This window comes from Streptomyces sp. DT190, from assembly GCF_049846985.1.
Lineage (GTDB): Bacteria > Actinomycetota > Actinomycetes > Streptomycetales > Streptomycetaceae > Streptomyces.
In genome coordinates this window covers 239,305-263,646 of the sequence record NZ_JBNCNM010000008.1, presented here as the reverse complement: position 1 = coordinate 263,646, position 24,342 = coordinate 239,305, and the positions used below count along the sequence as shown (strand labels likewise).

The window sequence follows — 24,342 nt, the reverse complement described above, 5'->3', positions numbered from 1 at the left end:
CGGGCGCTCCCCGGAGGGGTCCGTTCGGCCGACGCCCCGGGCACGACGGCCCACACCCCCACGGCACGCCCTGAGCGACGTGCCGGCCCGGCAGGCCGCCCCCTCACACCCCCACGTACGCCGCCAAGTGCTCCCCCGTCAGCGTCGAGCGGTCCGCCACCAGGTCGGACGGGGTGCCCTCGAAGACGATCCGGCCGCCGTCGTGGCCGGCGCCCGGGCCCAGGTCGATGATCCAGTCGGCGTGCGCCATGACCGCCTGGTGGTGTTCGATCACGATGACCGACTTCCCGGCGTCGACGAGCCGGTCGAGCAGGCCGAGCAGTTGCTCCACGTCCGCGAGGTGGAGACCCGTGGTCGGCTCGTCGAGCACGTAGACACCGCCCTTGTCGGCCATGTGCGTGGCCAGCTTCAGCCGCTGCCGCTCGCCGCCGGAGAGCGTGGTGAGCGGCTGGCCGAGGGTGAGGTAGCCGAGCCCGACGTCGGCGAGCCGCTCCAGGATCCGGTGCGCGGCCGGGGTGCGGGCCTCGCCGGCGCCGAAGAACTCCTCCGCCTCGGTCACCGACATCGCGAGCACCTCGCTGATGTCGCGGCCACCGAGGTGGTACTCCAGCACCGAGGCCTGGAACCGCTTGCCCTCGCAGTCCTCACAGGGCGTGTCGACGCCGGCCATCATGCCGAGGTCGACATAGAGGACACCGGCGCCGTTGCAGGTGGGGCAGGCGCCCTCGGAGTTCGCGCTGAACAGGGCCGGCTTCACACCGTTGGCCTTGGCGAAGGCCTTGCGGATCGGGTCGAGCAGCCCGGTGTACGTCGCCGGGTTGCTGCGGCGCGAGCCCTTGATCGGGCTCTGGTCCACGGAGATCACGTCCGCTTCGGCCGGGAGCGAGCCGTGCAGCAGGGAGCTCTTGCCGGAGCCGGCCACGCCGGTGACCACGGTCAGCACCCCGAGGGGGATGTCGACGTCGACGTCCTTCAGGTTGTTGGCCGAGGCGCCCCGGATCTCCAGCGCCCCGGTGGGCTTGCGGACCGTCTCCTTGAGCCGCGCCCGGTCGTCGAGGTGCCGGCCGGTGACGGTGTCGGCGGCGCGCAGCCCCTCGACCGTGCCCTCGAAGCAGACGGTGCCGCCGGCCGTTCCGGCGCCGGGGCCCAGGTCGACCACGTGGTCGGCGATGGCGATGGCCTCCGGCTTGTGCTCCACGACGAGGACCGTGTTGCCCTTGTCCCGCAGCCGCAGCAGCAGGTCGTTCATCCGCTGGATGTCGTGCGGGTGCAGACCGATGGTGGGCTCGTCGAAGACGTAGGTGACGTCCGTGAGCGAGGAGCCGAGGTGACGGATCATCTTCACGCGCTGTGCCTCGCCGCCCGAGAGGGTGCCGGCCGGCCGGTCGAGCGCGAGGTAGCCGAGGCCGATCTCCACGAAGGAGTCCAGGGTGCCCTGCAGCGCGGTGAGCAGCGGCGCCACCGACGGCTCCGCCAGGCCCCGCACCCACTCGGCCAGGTCCCTGATCTCCATGGCGCAGGCGTCGGCGATGCTGACCCGGCCGATCCTGGACGAGCGGGCCGCCTCGGTCAGCCGGGTGCCGTCGCACTCGGGGCAGGTGGTGAAGGTGACCGCCCGCTCCACGAAGGCCCGGATGTGCGGCTGCATCGCCTCCTTGTCCTTGGACAGGAAGGACTTCTGGATCTTCGGGATCAGGCCCTCGTAGGTGAGGTTGACGCCGTTGACCTTGACCTTGGTCGGCTGGCCGTAGAGGAAGTCCTGCATCTCCTTCTTGGTGAACCGGCTGATCGGCTTGTTCGGGTCGAGGAAGCCGGACTGGGCGTAGAGGCCGACGGTCCAGACGTTGTCCGACTTCCAGCCGGGGATGGTGAACGCGCCCTCGGCGATCGACTTGGAGTCGTCGTAGAGCTGGGTGAGGTCGATGTCGGAGACCTTGCCGCGGCCCTCGCAGCGGGTGCACATGCCGCCCGTGCGGGAGAAGGTCGCCTTCACCGTCCTGGTCTTCTCGGCGCCGCGCTCGACCCTGATGCCGCCGCTCGCGCTGACCGAGGCGGTGTTGAAGGAGTAGGCGCTGGGCGGGCCGATGTGCGGCTCGGCGAGCCGGCTGAAGAGGATGCGCAGCATGGCGTTGGCGTCGGTGGCGGTGCCGACCGTGGAGCGGGGGTCGCCGCCCATGCGCTGCTGGTCGACGGCGATCGCGGTGGTGAGACCGTCCAGCACGTCGACCTCGGGCCGGGCCCGGTTGGGCATGAAGCCCTGCAGGAAGGCGCTGTAGGTCTCGTTGATCAGCCGCTGGGACTCCGCCGCGATGGTGTCGAACACCAGGGAGCTCTTGCCCGAGCCGGAGACTCCGGTGAAGACGGTCAGCCGGCGCTTCGGGATCTCGATGCTGACGTCCTTGAGGTTGTTCTCGCGCGCGCCGTGCACGCGGATCACGTCATGGCTGTCGGCGAGGTGCGGCCCGGGCGACCGTCTGTCCGTCGTCGTGGCCTTGCTCATGGTGGCTCCATCTGTCGGGCGGGGCTGCCGCGCTCGGACGATCTCCTCCCCCGCGCCGGCCCTCGGGGGCGCGGCGCGGGGTGCGTACTGCGTGGAGGGCTGTCACTGGCCCTTGAGCTGCTGGATGCGGACCATGTTGCCCGCGGGGTCGCGGAAGGCGCAGTCGCGGACGCCGTAGGGCTGGTCCACCGGCTCCTGCACCACCTCGGCGTCGCCCGCCTGCAGCCGCTCGAAGACGCCGTCGACGTCGGCGGTGGACAGCACGATGCCGGCGTAGGTGCCCTTGGCCATCATCTCCGTGATGGTGCGGCGCTCGTCGTCGGTGACGCCGGGGTCGGCGGCCGGCGGGTGCAGCACGATGCTGGTGCCGGGCTGACCGACGGGGCCGACCGTGATCCAGCGCATGCCCTCGTACCCGACGTCGTTGCGTACTTCGAAGCCGAGGGTGTCGCGGTAGAACGCCAGGGCGGCGTCCGGGTCGTCGTGCGGCAGGAAGCTGGCGTGAATGGTGAGGTCCATGGCCCTCACGCTAGTTTCGGCCCGCGGCGGGCGCTTCTCGATTCCTGACCGGTCTGGTGACCTGCTTCGCGACGCACGAGGGGATCCCGGCGGTCGCCCGGGCCGCCTCCCGCCGGTAGGCGCTGGGGGGCATGCCGACCAGCTCGGTGAAGCGGGTGCTGAAGGTGCCGAGCGAGGAGCAGCCGACCTCGAAGCACACCTCCGTGACGCTGAGGTCGCCGCGGCGCAGCAGCGCCATCGCGCGCTCGATGCGGCGCGTCATGAGATAGCTGTACGGCGACTCGCCGTACGCCTGACGGAACGCGCGGCTGAGATGGCCCGCCGACATGTGCACCCCCCGTGCCAGCGCCTCGACGTCCAGCGGCTGCGCGTACTCCCGGTCGATCCGGTCCTTCACCCGGCGCAGCCGGGCGAGGTCGCTCAGCCGCTGCGCCGAGGCGGGTCTGCTGCTGCTCACACGGGCGATCGTGCCACATCGCACGGACATCCGGCCGGTTCCCGGGACAGAACCCTCCCCGGCTGCCTGAACGTTCCTGCCGGGTCTCAGACCCCCGCGGCCGCCGCGTCCGCACGCCGGGTCAGCGCTGCCGCCGCCGCGCCCACCAGACCGGCGTCGGTGCCCATCTGGGCCGGTGCCAGGGTGAGGCCCTGGACGAAGGAGAGGGTCGCGTAGGAGCGCAGTGCCTTGCGCAGGGGCGTGAACAGGAGGTCGCCGGCCTTGCTCACTCCCCCGCCGATGACGGCGATGTCGATCTCCACGAGGGTGGCGGTGGCGGCGATCCCGGCGGCCAGGGCCTGGGCGGCCCGCTCGAAGGAGGCGACGGCCACGGGGTCGCCGCACCGGGCGGCGGCGGCCACCGCGGCGGCGCTGGTGTCGCCGTCCGGGCCGGGCTGCCAGCCGTTCTCCAGGGCGCGCCGTGCGATGTTGGGGCCGCTCGCGATGCGCTCCACGCAGCCGTGCGAGCCGCAGGGGCACAGGTCGCCGTCGAGGTCGACGCTGATGTGGCCGATGTGCCCGGCGTTGCCGGTGGGACCGGGGTGCAGCCGTCCGCCGAGCACCAGCCCGCCGCCGACGCCCGTGGAGACCACCATGCACAGCGCGTTGTCGTGCCCGCGGGCGGCGCCCTGCCAGTGCTCGGCCGCCGTGATGGCCACGCCGTCGCCGATCAGCTCCACGGGCAGGCCCCCGGCCGCGGCCCGGACCCGGGCGACGAGGGGGTAGTCGCGCCAGCCGGGCACGTTCACCGGGCTGACCGTCCCCGTCGAGGCGTCCACGGGCCCCGCGCTGCCGATCCCGACCGCCGTGGCACGCTGCCACAGCGGCGACGCGGTGAGCTCGCCGAGCACCTCCTCGACGGCCCGCATCACGGTGTCGCCGTCCTCCCGCGACGGCGTCGGCCGCTGGGCGCGGACCAGGATCCGGCCGTCGCCGTCCACCAGAGCGCCGGCGATCTTGGTGCCGCCGATGTCGAGCGCGGCCACGAGGTCGGTGTGCATCAGTGTCGGATCTCCCCGTCAACCATGAGAAAAACGCCGTGAAAAGCCATCGGGCAGGGCAAACCGCAGACCGGTCCCGCGACGGTGCGCCGGTCCGGAGTTTGCGGTGGACAGTCTCTCCCGAGCCTGACAACGTTGTCCAGGCTCTATGCTCGACGCCACATCCTCATACAAACGCAGCTCCGACGCATCCCCGTGGACGACAGGACAGGACACCGCACCGTGCCCCAGACCCACCTCCGATCCGCCACGCGCTACGGCAACCGCCCGACGATGAAGGACGTCGCCGCCCGTGCCGGGGTCGGTCTCAAGACGGTCTCGCGCGTCGTGAACGGGGAGCCGGGGGTCACACCGGAGACGGAGCGGCGGGTCCAGGAGGCGATCGACGCGCTCGGTTTCCGCCGCAACGACAGCGCGCGGGTGCTGCGCAAGGGCCGCACGGCGAGCATCGGCCTGGTCCTGGAGGACCTCGCGGACCCGTTCTACGGGCCGCTGAGCCGGTCGGTCGAGGAGGTGGCCCGCGCGCACGGCGCCCTGCTGATCAACGGCTCCAGCGCGGAGGACCCCGAGCGCGAGCAGGAGCTGGTGCTGGCCCTGTGCGCGCGGCGGGTGGACGGACTGGTGGTGATCCCGGCCGGGGACGACCACCGCTACCTGGAGCCGGAGCTCAAGGCGGGCGTCGCCACGGTGTTCGTGGACCGCCCCGCCGGTCACATCGACGCCGACGTGGTGCTGTCGGACAACTTCGGCGGCGCCCGCGACGGCGTGGCCCACCTCATCGCGCACGGCCACCGCAGGATCGGCTTCATCGGCGACATGCCCCGCATCCACACCGCCGCCGAGCGGCTGCGCGGCTACCGGGCCGCGATGGAGGACGCGGGCATACCGGTGGCGGACTCCTGGATGTCCCTCGGGGTCACGGACCCCGAGCGGGTGCGCAGGGCCGCCGAGGAGATGCTGTCGGGCCCGGACCCGGTCACCGCGATCTTCGCGGGCAACAACCGGGTGACGGTCACCGTGATCCGGGTGCTCGCCGAGCAGAGCCGCCGGGTCGCCTTCGTCGGCTTCGACGACATCGAGCTGGCCGACCTGCTGCAACCGGGCGTCACGGTCGTCGCCCAGGACGCGTCGGACCTCGGCCGCACCGCGGCGGAACGTCTCTTCCGGCAGCTGGACGGCGGCCTGGTCACCCCCGAGCGCATCGAGCTGCCGACCCGGCTGATCACCCGCGGCTCGGGCGAGATCCCGCCGGCGGACTGAGCGGCTCATGGCCGTCCACCAGGAGCGGACACTGCGGGCGCTCGGCCTCGCCGAGGTGCCGCGCGAACACCCCCTGCTGTATCCGGGCGCGTGGCCCGCCGACTCGGGGATCCTCGACGGGGACTGCTTCCTGCCGCCCGAGCGGCTGGTGTACGACGACCGCACGCCCGTCCTCGCCATCGGCTCCAACGGCTGTCCTGGGCAGTTGCGGCACAAGATGCGGGAGTTCGGGATCAGCACGCCGCTGCCCATGGTGAAGGCCCGGGTGACGGGCGTCGACGCCGGTGTCTCCGCGCATGTGAGCCGCATGGGGTACGTGTCGGCCTCTCCGGTCGGCGCCCCGGACACGGTGCGGGAACTGTTCGTGCTCTGGCTGGACGCCGAGCAGCTCGCGGTGATCGACGCGAGCGAGGGCGTGCCGGTGCCGGGCGGCAACTTCGACCGGGCCTGGCTGCCCGCGCCCGACGTGCGGTTCGACCTCGCGGACGGCACGCGGCTGCCCGGGGCGTACGCCTACGTCAACCGGCACGGCGTGCTGCACGACGGCACCGGCGCGCCGCGCACCCACCCGGGCCAGCGCGTACTGCTCACCGAACTGCTCGTCGCGCTGCCGCGCCTGCGGGAGCTGTTCGGCGTCGTGCCCGAGGAGTTCTGCGCGCGGGCCCGCGCCGACCGGCGGCTGTGCGAGCGGGGCACGCGGCTGTTCATCGAGGAGAAGCTGGTGACGGCCTCCGGGCTCGAGCGGTACGCGGCGGCCTCGGCGCGCCGTCAGCAGAGCGGGAGCCCGGGGACGGGCGCGTCGTTGTCACCGCCCTTGACGTAGACGTCGCTGACCCAGACGTCGGTGTTGCCGCTGTCGTCGTCGGTCTTCGCCCACCAGACGTTGGTCCACTCGCCGGAGGTCTCGCGGCGGCCGAGGTTCTGCTGGCAGTAGAAGTAGTTGGTGCCGGCGTTGAGGATGCCCACCTTGGTGCCGGAGGCGGTGTAGGAGTCGGCGGTCTTCCAGACGTGGCAGTTGTACTTGCCGTCGCCGATGGCGTGGCAGGCCGCGGCCGGGGTGCTCGTGCCGCCGCCGGTCGTGCCGCCGCCTGAGGTGCCCGCGGACGTGCCGCCGTCGGTGCCGCCGCCTGAGGTGCCCGCGGACGTGCCGCCGTCGGTGCCGCCCCCGGAGGACTTGTCGGGGGCCGGGCTGGAGGGCCGGCCGGAGGGCTCGGTCTCCTTGTCGTCCCCGTCCCCGGGCTTCGCGGACGGGCTCCCGCCCTTGGCGTCACCCTTCTCGTCGCCCTGCTGGGTGGGCTCCGGGGCGTTCGCGCCGTCGGTGCGGCCGGGTGCGGAGGACGCGGCGCCGGAGGCGCCGGTCTGCGCGCCCCGGGCCTTGCCGTCCCCGTCCCCGAGCAGGGCGGCCGTGGTGCCGGCGGCCGCGAGGACGACGGTGACGGCCGCGGCGACGAGGAGCACGCGGGTCCTGCCGCGGCGGGGGCCGGGGGCCACCGGACCGGTCGGGGCGCTGCCGCTCACGTCGTCCGGGCCGAAGCCCCGGGTGCCGGAGCCTGAGCCGTGCGGATCCCGCGGGCCGGGGTCCGGGACGGCCGGCGGGCCGCCGTACGGGCCCTGCTCGCCGCCTCCCGGTCCGCCCTGGCCCGCCGCGCCCGCCGCCCCGGCCGCACCGAGGGCCGCGGCCGGACCGGAAGCGGGCGTGCCCTGGCTCTCGTGCGGTCCGGCGGTGTCCGCGGGAAGCGGCTGCGGCGGTCCGAACCCCGGCGGCACCGCCGGCACACTGCGCTCCGTCTCGGGGCGCGGGAGCGGAGCCACCGGGCCCCGCAGGGTCGACGTCGGCGTGTCGGTGCCGCCCGAGTCCGCGACCGCCTGGAGCAGTGCGCGGGCCTGGCCGGCCTCCGGGCGGGCCTCCGGTCGCTTGTCCAGCAGGCGTTGCAGGACCGGGGCGAGCGGGCCGGCGCGGCGCGGCTCGGGCAGCGGCTCGCTGACGATCGCGGTGAGCGTGGAGAACGTGGAGGTGCGGCGGAAGGGCGAGGCGCCCTCCACGGCCGCGAACAGCGTGGCGCCCAGGGCCCAGATGTCGGACGCGGGGCCCGGGTCGGCGCCCTGCGCGCGCTCGGGGGCCAGGTAGTCCAGGGAGCCGACGAGTTCACCGCTGCGGGTGAGGTGTGTGGCGGAGCCGTCGCCCGGGTCGTCCATGGTGGCGATGCCGAAGTCCGTGAGGACGACCCGGCCCGAGCGGTCGAGCAGGATGTTGCCGGGTTTCACGTCCCGGTGCAGGACGCCCGCCCGGTGGGCGGCGGCCAGCGCCTCCATGACCTTCGCGCCGATCCCGGCGGCCTCGCGCGGGTCCAGGGTGCCGCGGTCGCGCAGGACGTCGTCCAGGGACGGCCCGTCCACCAGCTCCATGACGATGAGCGGGCGTCCGTCGACCTCGGCGATGTCGTGGACGGCGATGACGCCGGGGTGGCGGACCCGGGCCGCCGCACGCGCCTCGCGCTGCATCCGCAGTTGCAGGGCGGCCAGTTCGGGGCCAGCCGCGTCGGCGTAGGTGCGCAGTTCCTTGACGGCGACCTCGCGGCCCAGGACCTCGTCGAGGGCCTTCCACACGACGCCCATGCCGCCGCGCCCCAGCTGGGCCGTGACGCGGTACCTGCCCGCCAGCAGCCGGCCGGCCCCGTCCGCCTGCCCGTACTCCCCCGTCGACACCACTGCCCCGTTCCCGTGACCCCACCGGATCCACCGCCACGTCCGTATGTGGCGTACAGACTACGGGGCAGCGGTGACGCCGACAGCCCGTGGTGACGGCTGTGACAGGGCCGGTACGCTCCGGCCCGCGTGCCTCAGGCGGACGCCGTCAGGTCCCCGCGCCGGGGGCCCGCGAAGCTCTCCAGGTCGGCCCGGGTCAGGCCGGTGAGCCGGGCGACCTCGCCGATGTCGAGGGCGCCGCAGTCCAGGCCGCGCAGCAGGTAACCGCTGAGCGCCTTGGCGGTGGCGGGTTCGTCCATGACGTCGCCGGCGGTGCGGTTGGCGTAGCGGGCCAGGCGCGCGGCGGCCTGCTCGAACCCCTCGCGGTAGAAGGCGAAGACGGCCGCGTAGCGGGTCGGGATGTGGCCCGGGTGCATGTCCCAGCCCTGGTAGTAGGCACGGGCCAGGGCGCGGCGGGTGAGGCCGTAGTGCAGGCGCCAGGCGGCGTGCACCTTCTCGGTGGGGCCGACGGGCAGGACGTTGGTGGAGCCGTCGCAGACCCGCACGCCCGTGCCGGCGGCGGCGACCTGCATGACGGCCTTGGCGTGGTCGGCGGCGGGGTGGTCGCTCGCCTGGTGGGCGGCGGAGACGCCGAGGCAGGCGCTGTAGTCGAAGGTGCCGTAGTGCAGTCCGGTGGCGCGGCCCTCGGCGGCCTGGATCATGCGGGCGACGGTGGCGGTGCCGTCGGCGGCGAGGATGGACTGGCTGGTCTCGATCTGGATCTCGAAGCCGATCCGGCCGGGTTCCAGGCCGTGCGTCTTCTCGAAGGCGTCCAGCAGCCGCGCCATGGCGGTGACCTGCTCGGCGTAGGTCACCTTCGGCAGGGTGAGGACCAGCCCGGCGGGCAGGCCGCCGGCCTCCATCAGGCCGGTGAGGAAGATGTCGAGGGTGCGGATGCCGCGGGCGCGCACGGGCGCTTCCATGCACTTCATGCGGATGCCCATGTAGGGGGCCGCGGTGCCCTCGGCATACGCCTGGGCGATGATCCGGGCGGCGCGGGCGGCGGCCCCGTCCTCCTCGGCGTCGGGCCGGTTGCCGTAGCCGTCCTCGAAGTCGACACGCAGGTCCTCGATGGGCTCGCGCTCCAGCTTGGCGCGCACGCGTGCGTGGACGGGCCCGGCGAGTTCCTCGGGCAGACCGAGGACGGCGGCGAAGGAGGCGGCGTCCGGGGTGTGTTCGTCCAGGGCGGCCAGGGCCCGGTCGCCCCAGGAGCGGACGGTGTCGGCGGCGAAGACGTCGCCGGGCACGTAGACGGTGTGGACGGGCTGACGGGTGCCGGGGTCTCCGGGGTAGCGGCGTGCCAGTTCGGCGTCGACCGGGGCGAGGGAGGCGCTGATCTCCTCGCTGACGGCACCCGCGAGGCTCGTCGTCACCTTCTCCTGCTGGCCCTGACCCATTCCGAGACCCTCCTGTTTTCCGCTTTACGGAATCAACAATCCGTAGAGCGAAGTTATCGGCCGACCTCGGCCTGGTCAACACCGTCCCGAAGTGGATTGCCCCCCACCGTGCGCATCGGTCGCCGCAAACCCGCCCTCTTCTTCCGTATACAGCAGGCAGGCTTCATCCTGACGCGAAAGGGGAGGGAGATCACGTGCCGAACGAGGTCGGAGTGACACGCCGCCACGGGCTCAAGGCGGCGGCCGCCGCCGCTGTCCCGGGACCGCTGCTCACCACCGCGGGCCCCACCCGGTCCGCCGCCGCCGGCGAGCACGCGGGCGCCCTGGACGTCATGACGTTCAACGTGCGCCTCGCCACCATCGTCGACGAGACACCGCGCTGGTCCGTGCGCCGGCCGGTGATGCGAGAGCTGCTGCGCCGCGAGCGCCCGCACGTCATCGGCACCCAGGAAGGGCTCTACCAGCAGCTGCGCACGATCGAGGCGGATCTCGGCGAGCACTACGACTGGATCGGCATCGGACGCGGGGGCGGCAGCAAGGACGAGTTCATGGCGATCTTCTACGACACCCACCGGCTGGAGCCGGTCGAGTTCGATCACTTCTGGCTGTCCGGCACCCCGTACACGATCGCCTCGAACACCTGGGACGCGGACTGGCTGCGCATGGTGACCTGGGTCCGCTTCGCCGATCGCGCCCAGGGGGGACGGAACTTCTACGTCCTCAACACCCACCTGGACAGCGTCAGCCAGTACGCCCGGGAGCGCTCCGCCGCGCTCATCGGCGAGACGATCGCCGGCTGGGACCGGTCGCTGCCGGTCGTCGTCACCGGCGACTTCAACGCGGCCGCCCACGACAACCGGGTGTACGACCTCCTGCTGGACATCGGACTGGTGGACACCTGGGACACGGCGGCCTCGCGGGGTCCCGCGTACGGGACGTACCACGGCTACCGGGGGCCGAGACCCGGCGGTCGGCGCATCGACTGGATACTCACCACCCCCGGGGTGACCACGCACTGGGCCCGGATGAACACCTTCAGCCTGGACGGGACGTACCCGAGCGACCACCTGCCGGTGCAGGCCTCGATGACCCTGGGATGACGACGGGCCCCCGCGACCGTGCGCACGGTCGCGGGGGCCTGTCGCAGCCGGGCCGGATCAGCCCTTGCGGGTCTTGATCTCCTCGGTCAGGGCCGGGACGACGTCGAAGAGGTCGCCGACGACGCCGTAGTCGACGAGGTCGAAGATCGGGGCCTCGGCGTCCTTGTTGATCGCGACGATGGTCTTCGAGGTCTGCATGCCGGCGCGGTGCTGGATCGCGCCGGAGATGCCGGAGGCGATGTACAGCTGCGGCGACACGCTCTTGCCGGTCTGGCCGACCTGGTTGGTGTGCGGGTACCAGCCGGCGTCCACCGCGGCACGCGAGGCGCCGACGGCCGCGCCGAGGGAGTCGGCGAGGGCCTCGATGATCGCGAAGTTCTCCGCGCCGTTGACGCCACGGCCGCCGGAGACGACGATCGCGGCCTCGGTCAGCTCCGGGCGGCCCGTGGACTCACGCGGCGTGCGGCCGGTGACCTTGGTGCCGGTGGCCTGCGCGGAGAAGGACACGCTCAGCGCCTCGACCGTGCCGGCGGCCGGGGCGGCCTCCACGGCGGCGCTGTTGGGCTTGACCGTGATGACCGGGGTGCCCTTGGAGACACGGGACTTGGTCGTGAAGGACGCGGCGAACACCGACTGGGTGGCCACCGGGCCCTCGTCGCCGGCCTCCAGGTCGACGGCGTCGGTGATGATGCCCGAGCCCAGACGCAGCGCCAGCCGGGCGGCGATCTCCTTGCCCTCGGCGGAGGAGGGGATCAGCACGGCGGCCGGGGAGACGGACTCGACCGCGGCCTGGAGGGCGTCGACCTTCGGTACGACCAGGTAGTCGGCGTACTCGGCGGCGTCGTGCGTGAGGACCTTGACCGCGCCGTGCTCGGCGAGGGCGGCGGCGGTGTCACCGGCGCCGCCTCCCAGCGCGACGGCGACCGGCTCGCCGATGCGGCGGGCCAGGGTCAGCAGCTCCAGGGTGGGCTTGCGGACGGCACCGTCCACGTGGTCGACGTAGACGAGAACTTCAGCCATGGGACTTCTTCTCTCCTGCTTGCGAAAGATGAGGGGCGGTCAGCGGATGCGGGGCTCAGATGAACTTCTGGCCCGCGAGGAACTCAGCGAGCTGCTTGCCGCCCTCGCCCTCGTCCTTGACGATCGTGCCCGCGGTACGGGCCGGGCGCTCGGCCGCGCCGTCGACGACCGTCCAGGCGCCCTCCAGGCCGACCTCCTCCGCCTCGATGTCGAGGTCGGACAGGTCCCAGGACTCCACCGGCTTCTTCTTGGCCGCCATGATGCCCTTGAAGGACGGGTAGCGTGCCTCGCCCGACTGGTCGGTCACGGAGACGACCGCCGGCAGGGAGGCCTCCAGGTTCTCGGAGGCGGCGTCGCCGTCACGGCGGCCCTTGACCGTGCCGCCCTCGACCGAGACCTCGGAGAGCAGGGTGACCTGCGGGACGCCCAGGCGCTCGGCGAGCAGCGCGGGGACGACGCCCATGGTGCCGTCGGTGGAGGCCATGCCGGAGATGACCAGGTCGTAGCCGGCCTTCTCGATCGCCTTGGCCAGGATCAGGGAGGTGCCGATGGCGTCGGTGCCGTGGATGTCGTCGTCCTCGACGTGGATGCCCTTGTCGGCGCCCATGGACAGCGCCTTGCGCAGGGCGTCCTTGGCGTCCTCGGGACCCACCGTCAGCACGGTGATCTCCACGTCGTCGTCGGAGTTCTCGGAGATCTGCAGCGCCTGCTCGACCGCGTACTCGTCGAGCTCGGAGAGCAGACCGTCCACGTCGTCCCGGTCGACGGTCAGGTCATCGGCGAAGTGCCGGTCGCCAGTGGCGTCGGGCACGTACTTCACAGTGACAACGATCCTCAAGCTCACGCCGGCTCTCCTACTGCATCGTCATTTCTCGGCTGCCTCTTGCAGGCAGCATAGGCGCCTCAAGCGGCCGATCCCGGTCGGGGCCACCCACGCTCCGAGCGAAATATTACTCGTCAGTACACAGATTTCGTTCCCGCTAAGCAAGCGCTTTGAACTGTGACCTTCGCAACGCAGCGTAACCGGAACTCGACGGTCACGCAGCCCGGGTCGAGCCCCGGCTCACTCCCCGAGACGCCGGAAACGTCCCTGGTGGTAGAGGAGGGGGCGGCCGCTGCCGACGGGGTCGCCGTGCACGACCTCGGCGATCACGATGCGGTGGTCGCCGGCCGGTACGCGCGTCACGACGCGGCCGACCAGCCAGGCGAGCACGCCGTCCAGCACGGGGACTCCCTCGGGCCCCTCCCGCCAGGCGGTGGGCGCGCCGAAGCGGTCGGCTCCGCTGCGGGCGAAGGTGGCGGCCAGTTCCTGCTGGTGCTCGCCGAGGACGTGGACGCCGACGTGGTCGGCCTCGGCGATCGCGGGCCAGCTGGAGGCACCGGTGCCGACGCCGAAGGAGAGCAGGGGCGGCTCGGCGGAGACGGAGGTGAGGGAGGTGGCGGTGAAGCCCACCGGACCGGCTTCGCCACGGGCGGTGATGACGGCGACGCCCGCCGCGTGCCGCCGGAAGACCGAGCGCAGCAGGTCGGTCGTGGTGAGGAGGTCCGCAGGCATGGGGTCAGGCTGACGATAAATGGTTGGCGCAGTCAAGTTCGTTCCGTGAGGTGGGAGATGACTCACTGACGGGGCCGTGTCCCTCACACCGCCTCCCCCAGCGCGGCGATCACGTCGGCCTTGCGCGGCTGCCCGACCGCCCGCCGCACCACGCGGCCGTCGGCGTCCAGGACCAGCACGGTCGGGGTCTTGAGGATGTCCAGGCGCCGCACCAGGTCCAGGTGCGCCTCGGCGTCGATCTCCACGTGGGTCACGCCGGGGACCAGTGCGGCGACCTCGCCGAGGACCCGCCGGGTCGCCCGGCAGGGGGCGCAGAACGCGCTGGAGAACTGCACGAGCGTGGCCCGCTCGCCGAGTTGGGTGCCCAGCTCCGCCGCACCGAGCCGCTTGTCCTCGTCCCGCCCGCGCACCCGCACTCTCCCGCTCCGCCGCTTGTGCAGCACTCCGTAGGCGCTCGCCGCCGCGAGCACCGCCACGCACACCACCACTCCGGTCATCACCTGCTGCAAGCGTTCACGAGACCGCAAAGATTCCCGGCCCCGCGACCGCCCCGGGCTGCGGAATGCTTGGTTCCCATGGACATCGATGCAAGGGGGCCGCGCTTCGGCGCGGCCGTCACGACCGTCGTACTGGCGGTCGTCCTGGTCACGGGGAGCGCCTGGCTGCTGGCGTGGCAGACACTGGCGTTCCTGCTGGGCGCGGCGGGCGGGGTGCGCCGGTCGCCGTACGGCCTGCTGTTCGCCCGGGTCGTCCGGCCCCGGCTCGGGCCGCCGACCGTGTTCGAGGCGCCCGAACCGCCCCGGTTCGCCCAGGCGGTGGGGTTGCTCTGCGCCGGGCTCGGGCTCGTGGGCTACACCCTGGGCCCCGGCTGGCTCGGACTCGCGGCGACCGGCGCGGCGCTCGCGGCGGCCTTCCTGAATGCGGCATTCGGGTATTGCCTGGGCTGCGAGGGATACCTGCTCCTGCGGCGCGTCACGGTGCGCGTGGAGTAATGCGGGCGTAAAAGCACGAGGTGGGGTCCATGGGAGGCGACGTGACGAGAATCTCGCCCCCCACGGGCACGAGGACTGGCTACCCGGCCGTTCTTGGGGCACCATCTGCGACGAGCCGTAAACCTACGGCTGCGTAACTTGTCCGCTGGGAATCCCTTCCCAGGCAGAGCAGGAAGGGTCCGAACCGCCCATGGCAGAGCTCGTCTACCGTCCCGTCGTCGGCTTCGCCCGCACGCTGTTCAAGGTGTGGGACCTCAAGATCGACTGTCAGGGTTCGGAGAACATCCCGCGCTCGGGCGGCGCCGTGCTGGTCAGCAACCACATCAGCTACCTGGACTTCGTCTTCAACGGGCTGGCGGCGCTGCCGCAGAAGCGCCTCGTGCGTTTCATGGCGAAGGAGTCCGTCTTCCGGCACCGGATCTCGGGTCCGCTGATGCGCGGGATGAAGCACATCCCCGTCGACCGCAAGCAGGGCGAGGCCGCCTACGCGCACGCCCTGGACTCGCTGCGGTCCGGCGAGATCGTCGGGGTCTTCCCGGAGGCGACCATCTCGCAGTCGTTCACGCTGAAGAGCTTCAAGTCCGGTGCCGCGCGCCTGGCGCAGGAGGCCGGCGTCCCGCTGATCCCGATGGCGGTGTGGGGCACGCAGCGACTGTGGACCAAGGGCCACCCGCGCAACTTCAAGCGCAGCCACACCCCCATCACGATCCGGGTGGGCGAGGCGATCGAGGCCTCCCGCGACAAGTACGCCGGCGCCATCACGCGTCAGGTGCGCGAGCGGGTCCAGGAGCTCCTGGAGGCCGCCCAGCGCGCCTACCCCGTCCGCCCGAAGGGCCCGGACGACACCTGGTGGATGCCGGCCCACCTCGGCGGCACGGCTCCGACGCCGGAGCAGGTGCGGGCGGCCGAGGCGCACTGACCCCCCGGGCGGCCGCGGCTCAGGCCGCGGACTGCGGAGCGCGTACCTCGACGTCCGCGCCCGGATTGAAGGTCCGCAGCAGTTCGGCGAGCTCCTCGGCGGCCGCCTCCACGTCGGCGACCGGCATCGGCGCCATGCTCTCCAGCAGGAAGATGCCCGAGGTCGTCCGCTCGGTGAGCCGGGTGCGCGGTCCCTGGCGCCAGTTCCAGCGGCGGCAGGTCACGCCCGCGTCGTCACACCACACCACCTCGCCCGCGTCCGGGTGCTCGACGGCCTCCTCGCCGCCGGCGACGGTCACGAAGTCCTCCGTGCCGGTGGCCCGCACCAGGCGCATGCCGCCCTGGACGCGGTCGAGGTCCTCGCCGCCGACCGGGATCAGACGGGCGACGCTGACGGCGTTGTAGAGGTCGACGAGCAGGTTGATGCGGGGCAGCCCGGCGTCCGTCAGGGCTCGTCTGGCCAGGGCCTCGGCGGAGTTGCGGGTCCGGGACGGCTTCGAGCCGAAGGCCGTGTAGGCCGCGCGCCAGGCCGCCATGTGCGGATCCTCGTGCGGGGCGCGGCCGTCCAGCCGGGCCGCGAGCCGGCGGGCCGCGTCGTCCAGCAGTTCCGCGCTGGCGTCGGTGCTCGGCCCGTTGACCAGGCCGTGCGCCTCGATCGCGACATGGGTGAAACCGGGCGCGAGAGCGCGGACGTCGTCGGACACGGTGAGCGTGAGCGTCATGGTCGGGCCTCAGAGTGCGGTGGGGAGCGTCTGCCACAGGTACGGCCGGTCGGGTGCCGCTCGGAGAGCGTCCAGTACCGCCGGGTGTGGTGCAGCATACAGGACTGGGTAGTCCACTTCATTGGACGACGGATCGGGCGTGAAGGCGAGCCGCTCCCCGCCCAGGGAGAACTGCGCGTCGACGCCGGGCTTGTTGCCCCGGGGGTCCTGCCGGTGCCAGGCGCCGTGGAACCGTACGGCGATCAGCCCGTGCACCTGCTCGAACTTCTGGTAGCACAGCGCGGTCGGAATGTCCTCGGCCCGCAGCAGCGCGGCCAGCGCGTGCGCCTTGGCGTAGCAGACGCCGGTGCGCTGCTCCAGGACGTCGGAGGCCCGCCAGGTGACGCGGGGGTCGCCGGCGTCCTGCGAGTGCGTGATGGTGTCGCGCACGAACTCGAAGGCCGCGCGCGCATACTCATACGAGTCGGCGACATCGCGGGCGAGCTCCGCAGCCGTCTCGCGCACGCGCGGGTGGTGATGGTCGATCACCTCGTCGGCGGCCAAGTAGGCGGAGAGGTCGGGGTTTTCCTGGATCAGCTGCATGCGCGCAGAGCATAGGGAGTGATCGCCGAGCCGGTCAATCAATTTCCATCTGTCAGCATACTTATGCATAGAGCCCCCGAAAACGGTGGGGGACGTCGTGTCCCCCACCGTCACGGCGGACGGCTAGCGGGCCATCTCCTCTTTCAGCGCCGCGAGGAACGCGTCCACGTCGTCCTCGGTGGTGTCGAAGGCGCACATCCAGCGGACGTCACCGGCGGTCTCGTCCCAGAAGTAGAAGCGGAACCGCTGCTGCAGGCGCTCGCTCACGTCGTGGGGCAGGCGGGCGAAGACCGCGTTGGCCTGCACCGGGTAGAGGATCTCCACCCCGTGCACGGACCGCACGCCCTCGGCGAGGCGCTGGGCCATCTCGTTGGCGTGCCGGGCGTTGCGCAGCCACAGGTCCCGGGCGAGCAGGGCCTCCAGCTGCACCGACACGAACCGCATCTTCGAGGCGAGCTGCATCGACAGCTTGCGCAGATGCTTCATGTGGCTGACGGCGTCCTGGTTCAGCACGACGACGGCCTCGCCGAAGAGGGCGCCGTTCTTCGTGCCGCCCAGGGACAGGATGTCGACGCCGGCGACGTCGGTGAGCGTCCGCATCGGGACGTTCAGGGTGGCGGCGGCGTTGGCCAGCCGGGAGCCGTCCAGGTGCACCTTCATGCCGTGCGCGTGGGCGTGCTCGCACAGGGCCCGTATCTCGTCCGGCGTGTAGACCGTGCCCAGTTCGGTGGCCTGGGTGATGGACACGACCTGCGGCATCGCGCGGTGCTCGTCGTCCCAGCCGTACGCCTGCCGGTCGATCAGCTCGGGCGTGAGCTTGCCGTCGGGCGTGGGGACCGTGAGCAGTTTCAGACCGCCGACCCGCTCGGGTGCGCCGCACTCGTCGACGTTGATGTGCGCGCTCTCGGCGCAGATCACCGCGCCCCAGCGGTCGGTGACCGCCTGGAGCGCGACGACGTTGGCGCCGGTGCCGTTGAAGACCGGGAACGCCTCGGCCGTGGCCCCGAAGTGGCTGCGCACGACGCTCTGCAGGTTCTCGGTGTAGGCGTCCTCGCCGTAGGCGACCTGGTGCCCGTCGTTGGCCAGGGCCAGGGCGGCGAGCACCTCCGGGTGGGCGCCGGCGTAGTTGTCGCTGGCGAAACCGCGGACGTCGGGGTCGTGGTGGCGGCGGGCGTCGGTCTTCGGCGGGTTCACGGCTTCTCGGTGAGCCACAGACGGTTTCCGTTCACTTCGGCGGCGGGCTTGTCCCAGACCTCGGTGATGGCCTCGGCCAGGTCCTTGACGTCGGTGAAGCCCGCGAACTTCGCGTTGGGGCGCTCGGCGCGCATCGCGTCGTGCACCAGTGCCTTCACCACCAGGATCGCAGCCGCCGAGGTCGGGCCCTCGGGACCCCCCGCCTTGCGGAAGTAGTCGGCCATGGCCAGCGTCCACGCCTCGGCGGCCGCCTTGCCCGCGGCGTACGCGGCGTTGCCCGCCGTGGGCTTGCTGGCGCCGGCCGCGCTGATCAGCACGTACCGGCCGCGGTCGCTGCGCTGCAGGCCCTCGTGGAAGGCGAGGGAGGTGTGCTGCACGGTGCGCACCAGCAGCATCTCCAGGAAGTCCCAGTCGTCGAGACTGGTCCTGGTGAAGGTCTCGCTGCCGCGCCAGCCGCCGACGAGATGGACCAGGCCGTCGACGCGGCCGAAGTCCTTCTCGATGCGGGTGGCCCAGTCGCGGGTGGCCTGCAGGTCGAGCAGGTCGACCGTGTCGCCGGTGACGGTGGCGCCGCCGGTCGCGTAGCTCGCCGCGTCCACCGCCTCCGCCAGCCGCTCCGGGTCGTTGTCCGAGCCGATGACGGTCGCTCCCGCCTCGGCCAGTCTGAGCAGCGCCGCCCGGCCCGCGGGTCCACCCGCACCGGCCACCGCGATCACCGCACCGCTGAGCGCCCCGTTCCCCGCCATGTCCTTCGCCTCCTGTGCAGTGTTCTCGGTACGCCGATCGCTCACGCGGCGATCCGCTCGGCGCCGTCCGCCGTGATGCCCTTGGTGGAGGCGATCACATGCTTCAGCTTCTTGGACAGTGCCTCATAGAACATGCTCAGCGGAAACTCGTCCGGAAGCACGTCATCGACGAGCTTGCGCGGGGGCTGCGTCAGGTCCAGGGCGTCGGGGCCCTTGGCCCACTTGGAGCCCGGGTGCGGGGAGAGGTACGTGGAGACCAGCTCGTACCCGGCGAACCAGTGGACGAGCTTGGGCCGGTCGATGCCGTCGCGGTACAGCTGCTCGATCTCGCCGCACAGCTGGTTGGTGACCTGCGGGGCGCGCTCCCAGTCGATGGTGAGCTTGTTGTCGGTCCAGCGGACGACGTCGTGCTTGTGCAGGTAGGCGAAGAGGAGCTGGCCGCCGAGACCGTCGTAGTTGCGCACGCGCTCGCCGGTGACCGGGAAGCGGAACATGCGGTCGAAGAGCACCGCGACCTGGACGTCACGGGCCTGCGGCACGCCCTCGGCGGCCAGCTTCACCGCCTCCTTGAAGGCGGTCAGGTCGCAGCGCAGCTCCTCCAGGCCGTACATCCAGAACGGCTGGCGCTGCTTGATCATGAACGGGTCGAAGGGCAGGTCGCCGTGGCTGTGGGTGCGGTCGTGGACCATGTCCCACAGGACGAACGCCTCCTCGCAGCGCTTCTGGTCGTGGACCATCGCGGCGACGTCCTCGGGCAGCTCCAGGCCCAGGATGTCGACGGCGGCGTCGGTCACGCGACGGAAGCGGGCGGCCTCGCGGTCGCAGAAGATGCCACCCCAGGTGAACCGCTCCGGCGCCTCGCGCACGGCGATCGTCTCCGGGAACAGCACGGCCGAGTTGGTGTCGTAGCCGGACGTGAAGTCCTCGAACTTGATGCCGCAGAACAGCGGGTTGTCGTAGCGGGTGCGCTCCAGCTCGGCCAGCCAGTCCGGCCACACCATGCGCAGCACGACCGCTTCGAGGTTGCGGTCCGGGTTGCCGTTCTGCGTGTACATCGGGAAGACGACCAGGTGCTGCAGGCCGTCCCTGCGGTGGCGCGCCGGCTGGAAGGCGAGCAGCGAGTCCAGGAAGTCGGGCACCTGGAAGCCGCTGTCGGCCCAGCGGGTCAGGTCCTTGGCGAGGGCCTCGTGGTACGCCTGGTCGTGCGGGAGCAGCGGGGAGAGCTCCAGGACCGCGTCGGCGACCTGCCGGACGGCGAGCTCGGCGTCGGCCGGGTCGGGCGCGTCCTCGGCGTCGAAGTCGATCGACCCGTCCTTGGACTGCCATGGCCGGATCCGCTCCACGGCATCCTTGAGCACGGGCCATGCCGGGTGCTCCACCACCCTGGCCACGGGAGGAACCCCGTCCTCCGAACCCACCTGCACAAGAATTTCCGTCATGTCCCATCCTCCACGGGAGAATCTCACGTACGCAGACCGTATACATACGAGGTTCCTCCCAGCAAGGGCCACCTCAGGAAATTATCCTGCATGACCCCGGGCTTCACCGCACTTTTTCCTGTCGGTCACGCTTGTGCCCGTACCCGCGCCGACCATGCCCTCACTCTCTGCAAGGGGTGGGCGCCGACGATACGGTCGGGTGGGCCCTGCGGCCCCCCTGCTGCCGCCTGTCGACGGAAGAGAGTCGCGTCTTGAACTTCCTCACCATCGGTCACCGCGGAGTCATGGGTGTGGAGCCCGAGAACACCCTCCGGTCCTTCGTCGCCGCCCAGGAGGCCGGTCTCGACGCCATCGAACTGGACCTGCACCTCAGCAAGGACGGCGCGCTCGTCGTCATGCACGACACGGACGTGGACCGCACGACCGACGGCACCGGGCCGATCGCCGAGAAGACCCTCGCCGAGCTGCGGGCCCTGGACGCGGGGCAGGGCGAGCGGGTGCCGGTCTTCGAGGAGGTCCTGGAGGCCGTCCAGGCACCGCTCCAGGCCGAGATCAAGGACGCGCGGGCGGCGCGGGCCCTGGCGCGGGTGATGAACGAGCGGGAGCTGGCCGGGCGGGTGGAGGTGTCCTCGTTCCACGACGAGGCGATCGCCGAGATCAAGCCACTGGTGCCGGGAGTGCGCACGGCGCTGATCGCCAGCCGCTACGGCACGGACGTCGTGGACCGCGCCCGCGCGGTGGGCGCCGAGACCGTCTGCCTGAACATCCGGCGGCTCACCCTGGAGATCGTGGAGCGCGCCCGCGAGGCCGACCTGCGGATCATCGGCTGGGTGGTGAACACGCAGGACCACCTGCGCCTGGTCCGGGCGTTCGGTCTGGACGGCGCCACCACCGACCACCCGGACATCAAGCGCACGGGCCGCTTCACGGCCTGACGGCTAGCCGAGCTCCTTGACCAGCAGCTCGAACTCGAGGTCGTCGCGCTGCGGGATGCCGAAGCGCTCGTCGCCGTAGGGGAAGGGGGTCGTCCGGCCCGTACGCCGGTAGCCGCGGCGCTCGTACCAGGCGATGAGGTCGTCGCGGACGGAGATCACGGTCATGTGCATCTCCGTCACGCCCCAGGTCGCGCGGGCCTGCCGCTCGGCCTCGGCGATGATCACCTTGCCGAGGCCGCCGCCCTGGAGGGCCGGGCTGACCGCGAACATCCCGAAGTAGGCGTGGTCACCGCGGTGCTCCAGCTGGCAGCAGGCGACGATCCGCCCCTCCCGCTCCACGGTCAGCAGCCGGCTGTCCGGCGACTTGATGACGGCCCGCACACCCTCCGGGTCGGTCCGCTGCCCCTCCAGGATGTCCGCCTCGGTGGTCCACCCGGCCCGGCTGGCCTCACCCCGGTAGGCCGACTCGATCAGCGCGACCAGTTCGTCCACGTCGGCGTCGGCGGCGTCGCGGAAGGTCAGTCCGGTGGCGAGGGTGTCCATGGGCGTACGTCTCCGTGTCCTGGGCGCGGCTCGGGCAGGGATGAGCGTAACCCCGCCACTAGGCTCCGCTGCATGGTGCATGTACTCAGCAGCCGGATCCTGCTCCGCCCCACCGACCCGGAGAGGTCCCGGGCCTTCTACGGTGAACAGCTCGGCCTCGCCGTCTACCGGGAGTTCGGCACCGGGCCCGAACGCGGCACGGTCTACTTCATGGGCGGCGGCTTCCTCGAGGTCTCGGGGCGGTCCGAGACCCCGGCGGCGCCGTCCGTGCGGCTGTGGCTCCAGGTCGACGACGTGACGGCGGCCCGGGACGAGCTGCGGGCCAAGGGCGTGGAGATCGTGCGGCCGCCGGTCAAGGAGCCCTGGGGTCTGGTCGAGATGTGGATCGCGGACCCCGACGGCACGCCGATCGTGCTGGTGGAGGTCCCGGCCGACCACCCGATCCGCTACCGGCCCGGCATCTGAGGCCCTGCGGGGCGGTGCTCCCCGCCCCGGTCGGCGCGCGTCGGTTCACGCCGGCCGGCACCGGTGAGCGGCTCGACGGCGGCGCTGTCAGCGGCCGGCTCGTACGTGCCGAGCCGGCCGGCGCCGCACAGGCGCAGCCGGTCGAAGGCCCGGGCCGGCAGCCGGTGCCCCAGGCCGGCGCCGGCTCCGGCGGGCTCGTCGCGCAGGTCGCCGCTACCGGCGGGACCTGACGCGCGGGCATGGCGTCCGGGGCAGGCACGGCCGTGTCGATCTCCACGAACCCGAGCACCCTGCCGCCCGCCCGGGCGATGAAGACGACCTCGGTGTCGCCGACGTGCCGGAAGCCCGCGCGGTCGTACAGAGCACGGATGTCAGTCGCGGGGCAGTCCGTGGACCAGCGGGGCGGGCAATGGCCCGGCGGCGAGACGGACAAGGGCGTTCCGGCGGTCGAGGCGCTGCGGGCACGCCCGCGTCAGCAGGCCGGCGGCCCGCTCGGAATCCGGCTGGAGGGGCGCCGCCGGACGGTGCGCGAACCAGTCGATCCCCGCTGCGCCCCGGTGGTCCGCACCGGCCTCGGCGTCGGCGCGGTGGCGAGGCAGATGGGCGGCGGCGACGATGTGCGCGCCGTGCTCGGCGGAAGAGGCGCACCCCGGGCGCGGGCATGGCTGTCTCCGGGACGGGGTGAAGAAGCGGGAGGCCGCCACGCGGTGCGACTGCGCCCGGGACCGCACGGGACACCGGTGGGTTTTCCCGGATGGCAGGGGACACCGGCGGCGGCTTAGCGTGCTGCGGGGGGTTCCCTGCGGAAGGAACGCCATGAAGCTCGACGCACCGGTGACGGGCGGACCCTGCTGGACCGAGCTGGGGACCAGCGACCTGGAGGCCGCCCGGCGGTTCTACACGCGGCTGTTCGGCTGGCGGCCCGAGGCCGACCCGCGTCAGGAGGCGGGTGGTTACACCGTCGCGCACCTCGGCCGGGACGCGGTGGCCGCGCTGACGCCGCTGTACGAGCCGTCACAGCCGGTCGCCTGGACCGTGTCGTTCGCCGTGACCGACGCGGACGGCGCCGCCCGAGCGGTGACGGAGGCCGGCGGGGAGGTGCTGTCCGGCCCGTCGGACGTGTTCGACCTGGGCCGGCTCGTGGTGGCCGCCGATCCGGACGGTGCCGTGTTCCAGCTGTGGCAGGCGGGGGCCTTCGCGGGCGCCGGACTGTTCAACGCGCCGGGCGCGCTGGGCTGGGTGGAGCTGTTCACCCGGGATCCCGGCCGGGCCGTCGCCTTCTACACGCGCGTGTTCGGGTGGACCGTCGGCGGCGGGGAGCGCTACACCCAGTGGGGCGTCGGCGGGGCCGACTTCGGCGGCATGGTGACGATGGACGAGAAGTTCCCGCCGGAGGTGCCGGCGCACTGGCTGCCGTACTTCGCCGTGGCGGACGTGGACGCCACGACCGCCGTCGTACAGCGGCACGGCACCGTCCTGATGGTGCCGACGTCCGTGCCCGACGGGCCGCGCATCGCGGTGCTGCGGGATCCGCAGGGGGCGATGTTCGGGGTGTACCGGGCCGGTGACGGATTCTGACCCGACGCGGTGGGCGAGCCGCCCGCGGGTGCGCGCCTCACGTCCGCAGCGCGCCCAGCCTGCCCTCCAGCTGTGTGAGCAACTCCCCGAGCAGGGCCGACAGTTCGCCCTGCTCGGGGCCGTCCAGGCCGGACAGCACGGCGCTCTCGTAGGCGAGCTGGGCCGGCAGGATGCCGTCGACGAGGTCCCGGCCGGCGTCGGTGAGGCGCAGGTGGGCGACCCGGCGGTCGCGGGTGTCGCCGCGGCGTTCGACCAGGCCGCGCTCGGTCAGCTGCTTGAGGCGCTTGGTGACGGCCGCACCCGAGGAGAAGGTCTCCCGGGCCAGCTCCCCGGGCGTCAGCTCGTGCCCGGTGCGGCGCAGCGCGCCCAGCAGATCGAACTCGGGGCGGCTCAGCCCGGCCCGGCGCAGCGGGGCGTCCTCGGCCTGCTGCAGCAGCGCGGCGCAGCGGTTGATCCGCCCGATGATCTCCATGGGGCCCGTGTCGAGGCCGGGGTGCACGGTCCGCCACTGCCGCACGACGGCGGAGACGGTGTCGGCCCGCCGGACCGCCGGAACCCCGCCCTCCTCCCCCGCCGACGTCGCCCGCGCCGGGCGGGTCTCGCCGAGGTCCCGGTCCCGCGCGGGGCCGGTGCCG

26 protein-coding genes are annotated in these 24,342 nt (G+C 72.5%); 8 read left to right on the top strand and 18 right to left on the bottom strand.

Features of this window, described 5'->3' with window-relative positions; genetic code table 11:
- Positions 1-103: 103 nt before the first annotated feature.
- From ACPXCS_RS17315 to ACPXCS_RS17300, 4 genes are all read right to left on the bottom strand, one after another.
- Entirely contained in the window at positions 104-2,500 is a 2,397-nt protein-coding gene (locus tag ACPXCS_RS17315; RefSeq protein WP_425949141.1) for an ATP-binding cassette domain-containing protein, read from the bottom strand.
- A 102-nt stretch (positions 2,501-2,602) separates the two neighbouring features.
- Positions 2,603-3,019 (bottom strand): VOC family protein, encoded by a 417-nt coding sequence (locus ACPXCS_RS17310; RefSeq protein ID WP_425949143.1) that lies wholly within the window; start codon positions 3,017-3,019, stop codon positions 2,603-2,605.
- Between the two features lie 10 nt (positions 3,020-3,029).
- A complete protein-coding gene (locus tag ACPXCS_RS17305) occupies positions 3,030-3,506 on the bottom strand; it encodes a helix-turn-helix transcriptional regulator (protein WP_425949145.1) in 477 nt (158 codons plus the stop codon).
- A gap of 56 nt (positions 3,507-3,562) precedes the next feature.
- Positions 3,563-4,516, bottom strand: a complete 954-nt coding sequence (locus ACPXCS_RS17300) for an ROK family protein (protein WP_425949146.1) — start codon at positions 4,514-4,516, stop codon at positions 3,563-3,565.
- A gap of 273 nt (positions 4,517-4,789) precedes the next feature.
- On the opposite strand from ACPXCS_RS17300, the gene ACPXCS_RS17295 reads away from it, so the two are divergent.
- Together ACPXCS_RS17295 and ACPXCS_RS17290 are read left to right on the top strand one after the other, a co-directional pair.
- Positions 4,790-5,776 (top strand): LacI family DNA-binding transcriptional regulator, encoded by a 987-nt coding sequence (locus ACPXCS_RS17295; RefSeq protein ID WP_425949270.1) that lies wholly within the window; start codon positions 4,790-4,792, stop codon positions 5,774-5,776.
- 7 nt (positions 5,777-5,783) lie between these two features.
- Positions 5,784-6,599, top strand: a complete 816-nt coding sequence (locus ACPXCS_RS17290) for a hypothetical protein (protein WP_425949147.1) — start codon at positions 5,784-5,786, stop codon at positions 6,597-6,599.
- Here ACPXCS_RS17290 and ACPXCS_RS17285 read toward each other — a convergent pair.
- Together ACPXCS_RS17285 and ACPXCS_RS17280 are read right to left on the bottom strand one after the other, a co-directional pair.
- Positions 6,545-8,482 carry a protein kinase domain-containing protein gene (locus ACPXCS_RS17285; RefSeq protein ID WP_425949148.1) on the bottom strand — a complete coding sequence of 646 codons (1,938 nt, stop codon included), beginning with the start codon at positions 8,480-8,482 and terminating at the stop codon, positions 6,545-6,547. The genes ACPXCS_RS17290 and ACPXCS_RS17285 overlap by 55 nt on opposite strands.
- A 134-nt stretch (positions 8,483-8,616) precedes the next feature.
- Complete coding sequence (locus ACPXCS_RS17280; protein ID WP_425949150.1) at positions 8,617-9,918, bottom strand: DUF6986 family protein; 1,302 nt, start codon at positions 9,916-9,918, stop codon at positions 8,617-8,619.
- Between the two features lie 194 nt (positions 9,919-10,112).
- Between ACPXCS_RS17280 and ACPXCS_RS17275 the strand changes: the two genes are divergently transcribed.
- Complete coding sequence (locus ACPXCS_RS17275; RefSeq protein ID WP_425949152.1) at positions 10,113-11,018, top strand: endonuclease/exonuclease/phosphatase family protein; 906 nt, start codon at positions 10,113-10,115, stop codon at positions 11,016-11,018.
- Between the two features lie 57 nt (positions 11,019-11,075).
- On the opposite strand, the gene ACPXCS_RS17270 is transcribed toward ACPXCS_RS17275, so the two are convergent.
- The 4 genes from ACPXCS_RS17270 to ACPXCS_RS17255 all read right to left on the bottom strand — a co-directional run bounded on the left by ACPXCS_RS17270 (position 11,076) and on the right by ACPXCS_RS17255 (position 14,090).
- Entirely contained in the window at positions 11,076-12,038 is a 963-nt protein-coding gene (locus tag ACPXCS_RS17270; RefSeq protein WP_425949154.1) for an electron transfer flavoprotein subunit alpha/FixB family protein, read from the bottom strand.
- A gap of 55 nt (positions 12,039-12,093) precedes the next feature.
- Positions 12,094-12,882 carry an electron transfer flavoprotein subunit beta/FixA family protein gene (locus ACPXCS_RS17265; protein WP_425949156.1) on the bottom strand — a complete coding sequence of 263 codons (789 nt, stop codon included), beginning with the start codon at positions 12,880-12,882 and terminating at the stop codon, positions 12,094-12,096.
- A 219-nt stretch (positions 12,883-13,101) separates the two neighbouring features.
- On the bottom strand, positions 13,102-13,593 hold the full coding sequence (locus tag ACPXCS_RS17260; protein WP_425949157.1) for a flavin reductase family protein: 492 nt from the start codon (positions 13,591-13,593) through the stop codon (positions 13,102-13,104).
- 83 nt (positions 13,594-13,676) lie between these two features.
- A complete protein-coding gene (locus tag ACPXCS_RS17255; RefSeq protein WP_425949271.1) occupies positions 13,677-14,090 on the bottom strand; it encodes a thioredoxin family protein in 414 nt (137 codons plus the stop codon).
- 78 nt (positions 14,091-14,168) lie between these two features.
- Between ACPXCS_RS17255 and ACPXCS_RS17250 the strand changes: the two genes are divergently transcribed.
- Both ACPXCS_RS17250 and ACPXCS_RS17245 read left to right on the top strand, forming a co-directional pair.
- Positions 14,169-14,585: a DUF4395 domain-containing protein gene (locus ACPXCS_RS17250; protein WP_425949159.1), complete on the top strand. Its 417-nt coding sequence runs from the start codon at positions 14,169-14,171 to the stop codon at positions 14,583-14,585.
- 190 nt (positions 14,586-14,775) lie between these two features.
- Positions 14,776-15,504 carry a lysophospholipid acyltransferase family protein gene (locus ACPXCS_RS17245; protein WP_425949160.1) on the top strand — a complete coding sequence of 243 codons (729 nt, stop codon included), beginning with the start codon at positions 14,776-14,778 and terminating at the stop codon, positions 15,502-15,504.
- A 19-nt stretch (positions 15,505-15,523) separates the two neighbouring features.
- Here the strand turns inward: ACPXCS_RS17245 and ACPXCS_RS17240 are convergent, their stop codons facing one another.
- From ACPXCS_RS17240 to ACPXCS_RS17220, 5 genes are all read right to left on the bottom strand, one after another.
- A complete protein-coding gene (locus ACPXCS_RS17240; protein ID WP_425949162.1) occupies positions 15,524-16,225 on the bottom strand; it encodes a B3/B4 domain-containing protein in 702 nt (233 codons plus the stop codon).
- 9 nt (positions 16,226-16,234) lie between these two features.
- Positions 16,235-16,807 (bottom strand): transglutaminase domain-containing protein, encoded by a 573-nt coding sequence (locus ACPXCS_RS17235; RefSeq protein WP_425949164.1) that lies wholly within the window; start codon positions 16,805-16,807, stop codon positions 16,235-16,237.
- Positions 16,808-16,930: 123 nt separating this feature from the next.
- Complete coding sequence (locus ACPXCS_RS17230) at positions 16,931-18,001, bottom strand: threonine aldolase family protein (RefSeq protein WP_425949165.1); 1,071 nt, start codon at positions 17,999-18,001, stop codon at positions 16,931-16,933.
- Positions 17,998-18,747 (bottom strand): SDR family NAD(P)-dependent oxidoreductase, encoded by a 750-nt coding sequence (locus ACPXCS_RS17225; RefSeq protein ID WP_425949272.1) that lies wholly within the window; start codon positions 18,745-18,747, stop codon positions 17,998-18,000. Before ACPXCS_RS17225 ends, ACPXCS_RS17230 begins: the two co-directional genes overlap by 4 nt.
- A gap of 41 nt (positions 18,748-18,788) precedes the next feature.
- On the bottom strand, positions 18,789-20,186 hold the full coding sequence (locus tag ACPXCS_RS17220; RefSeq protein WP_425949167.1) for a DUF6421 family protein: 1,398 nt from the start codon (positions 20,184-20,186) through the stop codon (positions 18,789-18,791).
- A 251-nt stretch (positions 20,187-20,437) separates the two neighbouring features.
- Here ACPXCS_RS17220 and ACPXCS_RS17215 point away from each other — a divergent pair, with 251 nt between their 5' ends.
- Positions 20,438-21,121, top strand: coding sequence for a glycerophosphodiester phosphodiesterase (locus tag ACPXCS_RS17215; protein ID WP_425949168.1), 684 nt, complete (start codon positions 20,438-20,440; stop codon positions 21,119-21,121).
- 3 nt (positions 21,122-21,124) lie between these two features.
- Here ACPXCS_RS17215 and ACPXCS_RS17210 read toward each other — a convergent pair whose 3' ends face one another.
- Positions 21,125-21,664, bottom strand: coding sequence for a GNAT family N-acetyltransferase (locus ACPXCS_RS17210; protein WP_425949170.1), 540 nt, complete (start codon positions 21,662-21,664; stop codon positions 21,125-21,127).
- Between the two features lie 72 nt (positions 21,665-21,736).
- Between ACPXCS_RS17210 and ACPXCS_RS17205 the strand changes: the two genes are divergently transcribed.
- A complete protein-coding gene (locus ACPXCS_RS17205) occupies positions 21,737-22,129 on the top strand; it encodes a VOC family protein (RefSeq protein WP_425949172.1) in 393 nt (130 codons plus the stop codon).
- A 371-nt stretch (positions 22,130-22,500) separates the two neighbouring features.
- Here the strand turns inward: ACPXCS_RS17205 and ACPXCS_RS17200 are convergent, their stop codons facing one another.
- Positions 22,501-22,833: a hypothetical protein gene (locus tag ACPXCS_RS17200; RefSeq protein WP_425949174.1), complete on the bottom strand. Its 333-nt coding sequence runs from the start codon at positions 22,831-22,833 to the stop codon at positions 22,501-22,503.
- A gap of 112 nt (positions 22,834-22,945) precedes the next feature.
- On the opposite strand from ACPXCS_RS17200, the gene ACPXCS_RS17195 reads away from it, so the two are divergent.
- On the top strand, positions 22,946-23,707 hold the full coding sequence (locus ACPXCS_RS17195) for a VOC family protein (RefSeq protein ID WP_425949176.1): 762 nt from the start codon (positions 22,946-22,948) through the stop codon (positions 23,705-23,707).
- 37 nt (positions 23,708-23,744) lie between these two features.
- On the opposite strand, the gene ACPXCS_RS17190 is transcribed toward ACPXCS_RS17195, so the two are convergent.
- On the bottom strand, positions 23,745-24,224 hold the full coding sequence (locus tag ACPXCS_RS17190) for a MarR family winged helix-turn-helix transcriptional regulator (RefSeq protein WP_425949274.1): 480 nt from the start codon (positions 24,222-24,224) through the stop codon (positions 23,745-23,747).
- Between the last annotated feature and the right edge of the window lie 118 nt (positions 24,225-24,342).

What these genes read in the sequence shown, in the direction of transcription:
- ACPXCS_RS17250 (WP_425949159.1), top strand. Translation starts at nt 14,169, where the DNA reads ATGGACATCGATGCAAGGGGGCCGCGCTTCGGCGCGGCCGTCACGACC.
- ACPXCS_RS17195 (WP_425949176.1), top strand. Translation starts at nt 22,946, where the DNA reads ATGAAGCTCGACGCACCGGTGACGGGCGGACCCTGCTGGACCGAGCTG.
- ACPXCS_RS17260 (WP_425949157.1), bottom strand. Translation starts at nt 13,593, where the DNA reads ATGCCTGCGGACCTCCTCACCACGACCGACCTGCTGCGCTCGGTCTTC.
- ACPXCS_RS17210 (WP_425949170.1), bottom strand. Translation starts at nt 21,664, where the DNA reads ATGGACACCCTCGCCACCGGACTGACCTTCCGCGACGCCGCCGACGCC.
- ACPXCS_RS17225 (WP_425949272.1), bottom strand. Translation starts at nt 18,747, where the DNA reads ATGGCGGGGAACGGGGCGCTCAGCGGTGCGGTGATCGCGGTGGCCGGT.
- ACPXCS_RS17280 (WP_425949150.1), bottom strand. Translation starts at nt 9,918, where the DNA reads ATGGGTCAGGGCCAGCAGGAGAAGGTGACGACGAGCCTCGCGGGTGCC.
- ACPXCS_RS17270 (WP_425949154.1), bottom strand. Translation starts at nt 12,038, where the DNA reads ATGGCTGAAGTTCTCGTCTACGTCGACCACGTGGACGGTGCCGTCCGC.
- ACPXCS_RS17220 (WP_425949167.1), bottom strand. Translation starts at nt 20,186, where the DNA reads ATGACGGAAATTCTTGTGCAGGTGGGTTCGGAGGACGGGGTTCCTCCC.
- ACPXCS_RS17310 (WP_425949143.1), bottom strand. Translation starts at nt 3,019, where the DNA reads ATGGACCTCACCATTCACGCCAGCTTCCTGCCGCACGACGACCCGGAC.
- ACPXCS_RS17295 (WP_425949270.1), top strand. Translation starts at nt 4,790, where the DNA reads ATGAAGGACGTCGCCGCCCGTGCCGGGGTCGGTCTCAAGACGGTCTCG.
- ACPXCS_RS17205 (WP_425949172.1), top strand. Translation starts at nt 21,737, where the DNA reads ATGGTGCATGTACTCAGCAGCCGGATCCTGCTCCGCCCCACCGACCCG.
- ACPXCS_RS17240 (WP_425949162.1), bottom strand. Translation starts at nt 16,225, where the DNA reads ATGACGCTCACGCTCACCGTGTCCGACGACGTCCGCGCTCTCGCGCCC.
- ACPXCS_RS17305 (WP_425949145.1), bottom strand. Translation starts at nt 3,506, where the DNA reads ATGTCCGTGCGATGTGGCACGATCGCCCGTGTGAGCAGCAGCAGACCC.
- ACPXCS_RS17315 (WP_425949141.1), bottom strand. Translation starts at nt 2,500, where the DNA reads ATGAGCAAGGCCACGACGACGGACAGACGGTCGCCCGGGCCGCACCTC.
- ACPXCS_RS17300 (WP_425949146.1), bottom strand. Translation starts at nt 4,516, where the DNA reads ATGCACACCGACCTCGTGGCCGCGCTCGACATCGGCGGCACCAAGATC.
- ACPXCS_RS17290 (WP_425949147.1), top strand. Translation starts at nt 5,784, where the DNA reads ATGGCCGTCCACCAGGAGCGGACACTGCGGGCGCTCGGCCTCGCCGAG.
- ACPXCS_RS17235 (WP_425949164.1), bottom strand. Translation starts at nt 16,807, where the DNA reads ATGCAGCTGATCCAGGAAAACCCCGACCTCTCCGCCTACTTGGCCGCC.
- ACPXCS_RS17245 (WP_425949160.1), top strand. Translation starts at nt 14,776, where the DNA reads ATGGCAGAGCTCGTCTACCGTCCCGTCGTCGGCTTCGCCCGCACGCTG.
- ACPXCS_RS17255 (WP_425949271.1), bottom strand. Translation starts at nt 14,090, where the DNA reads ATGACCGGAGTGGTGGTGTGCGTGGCGGTGCTCGCGGCGGCGAGCGCC.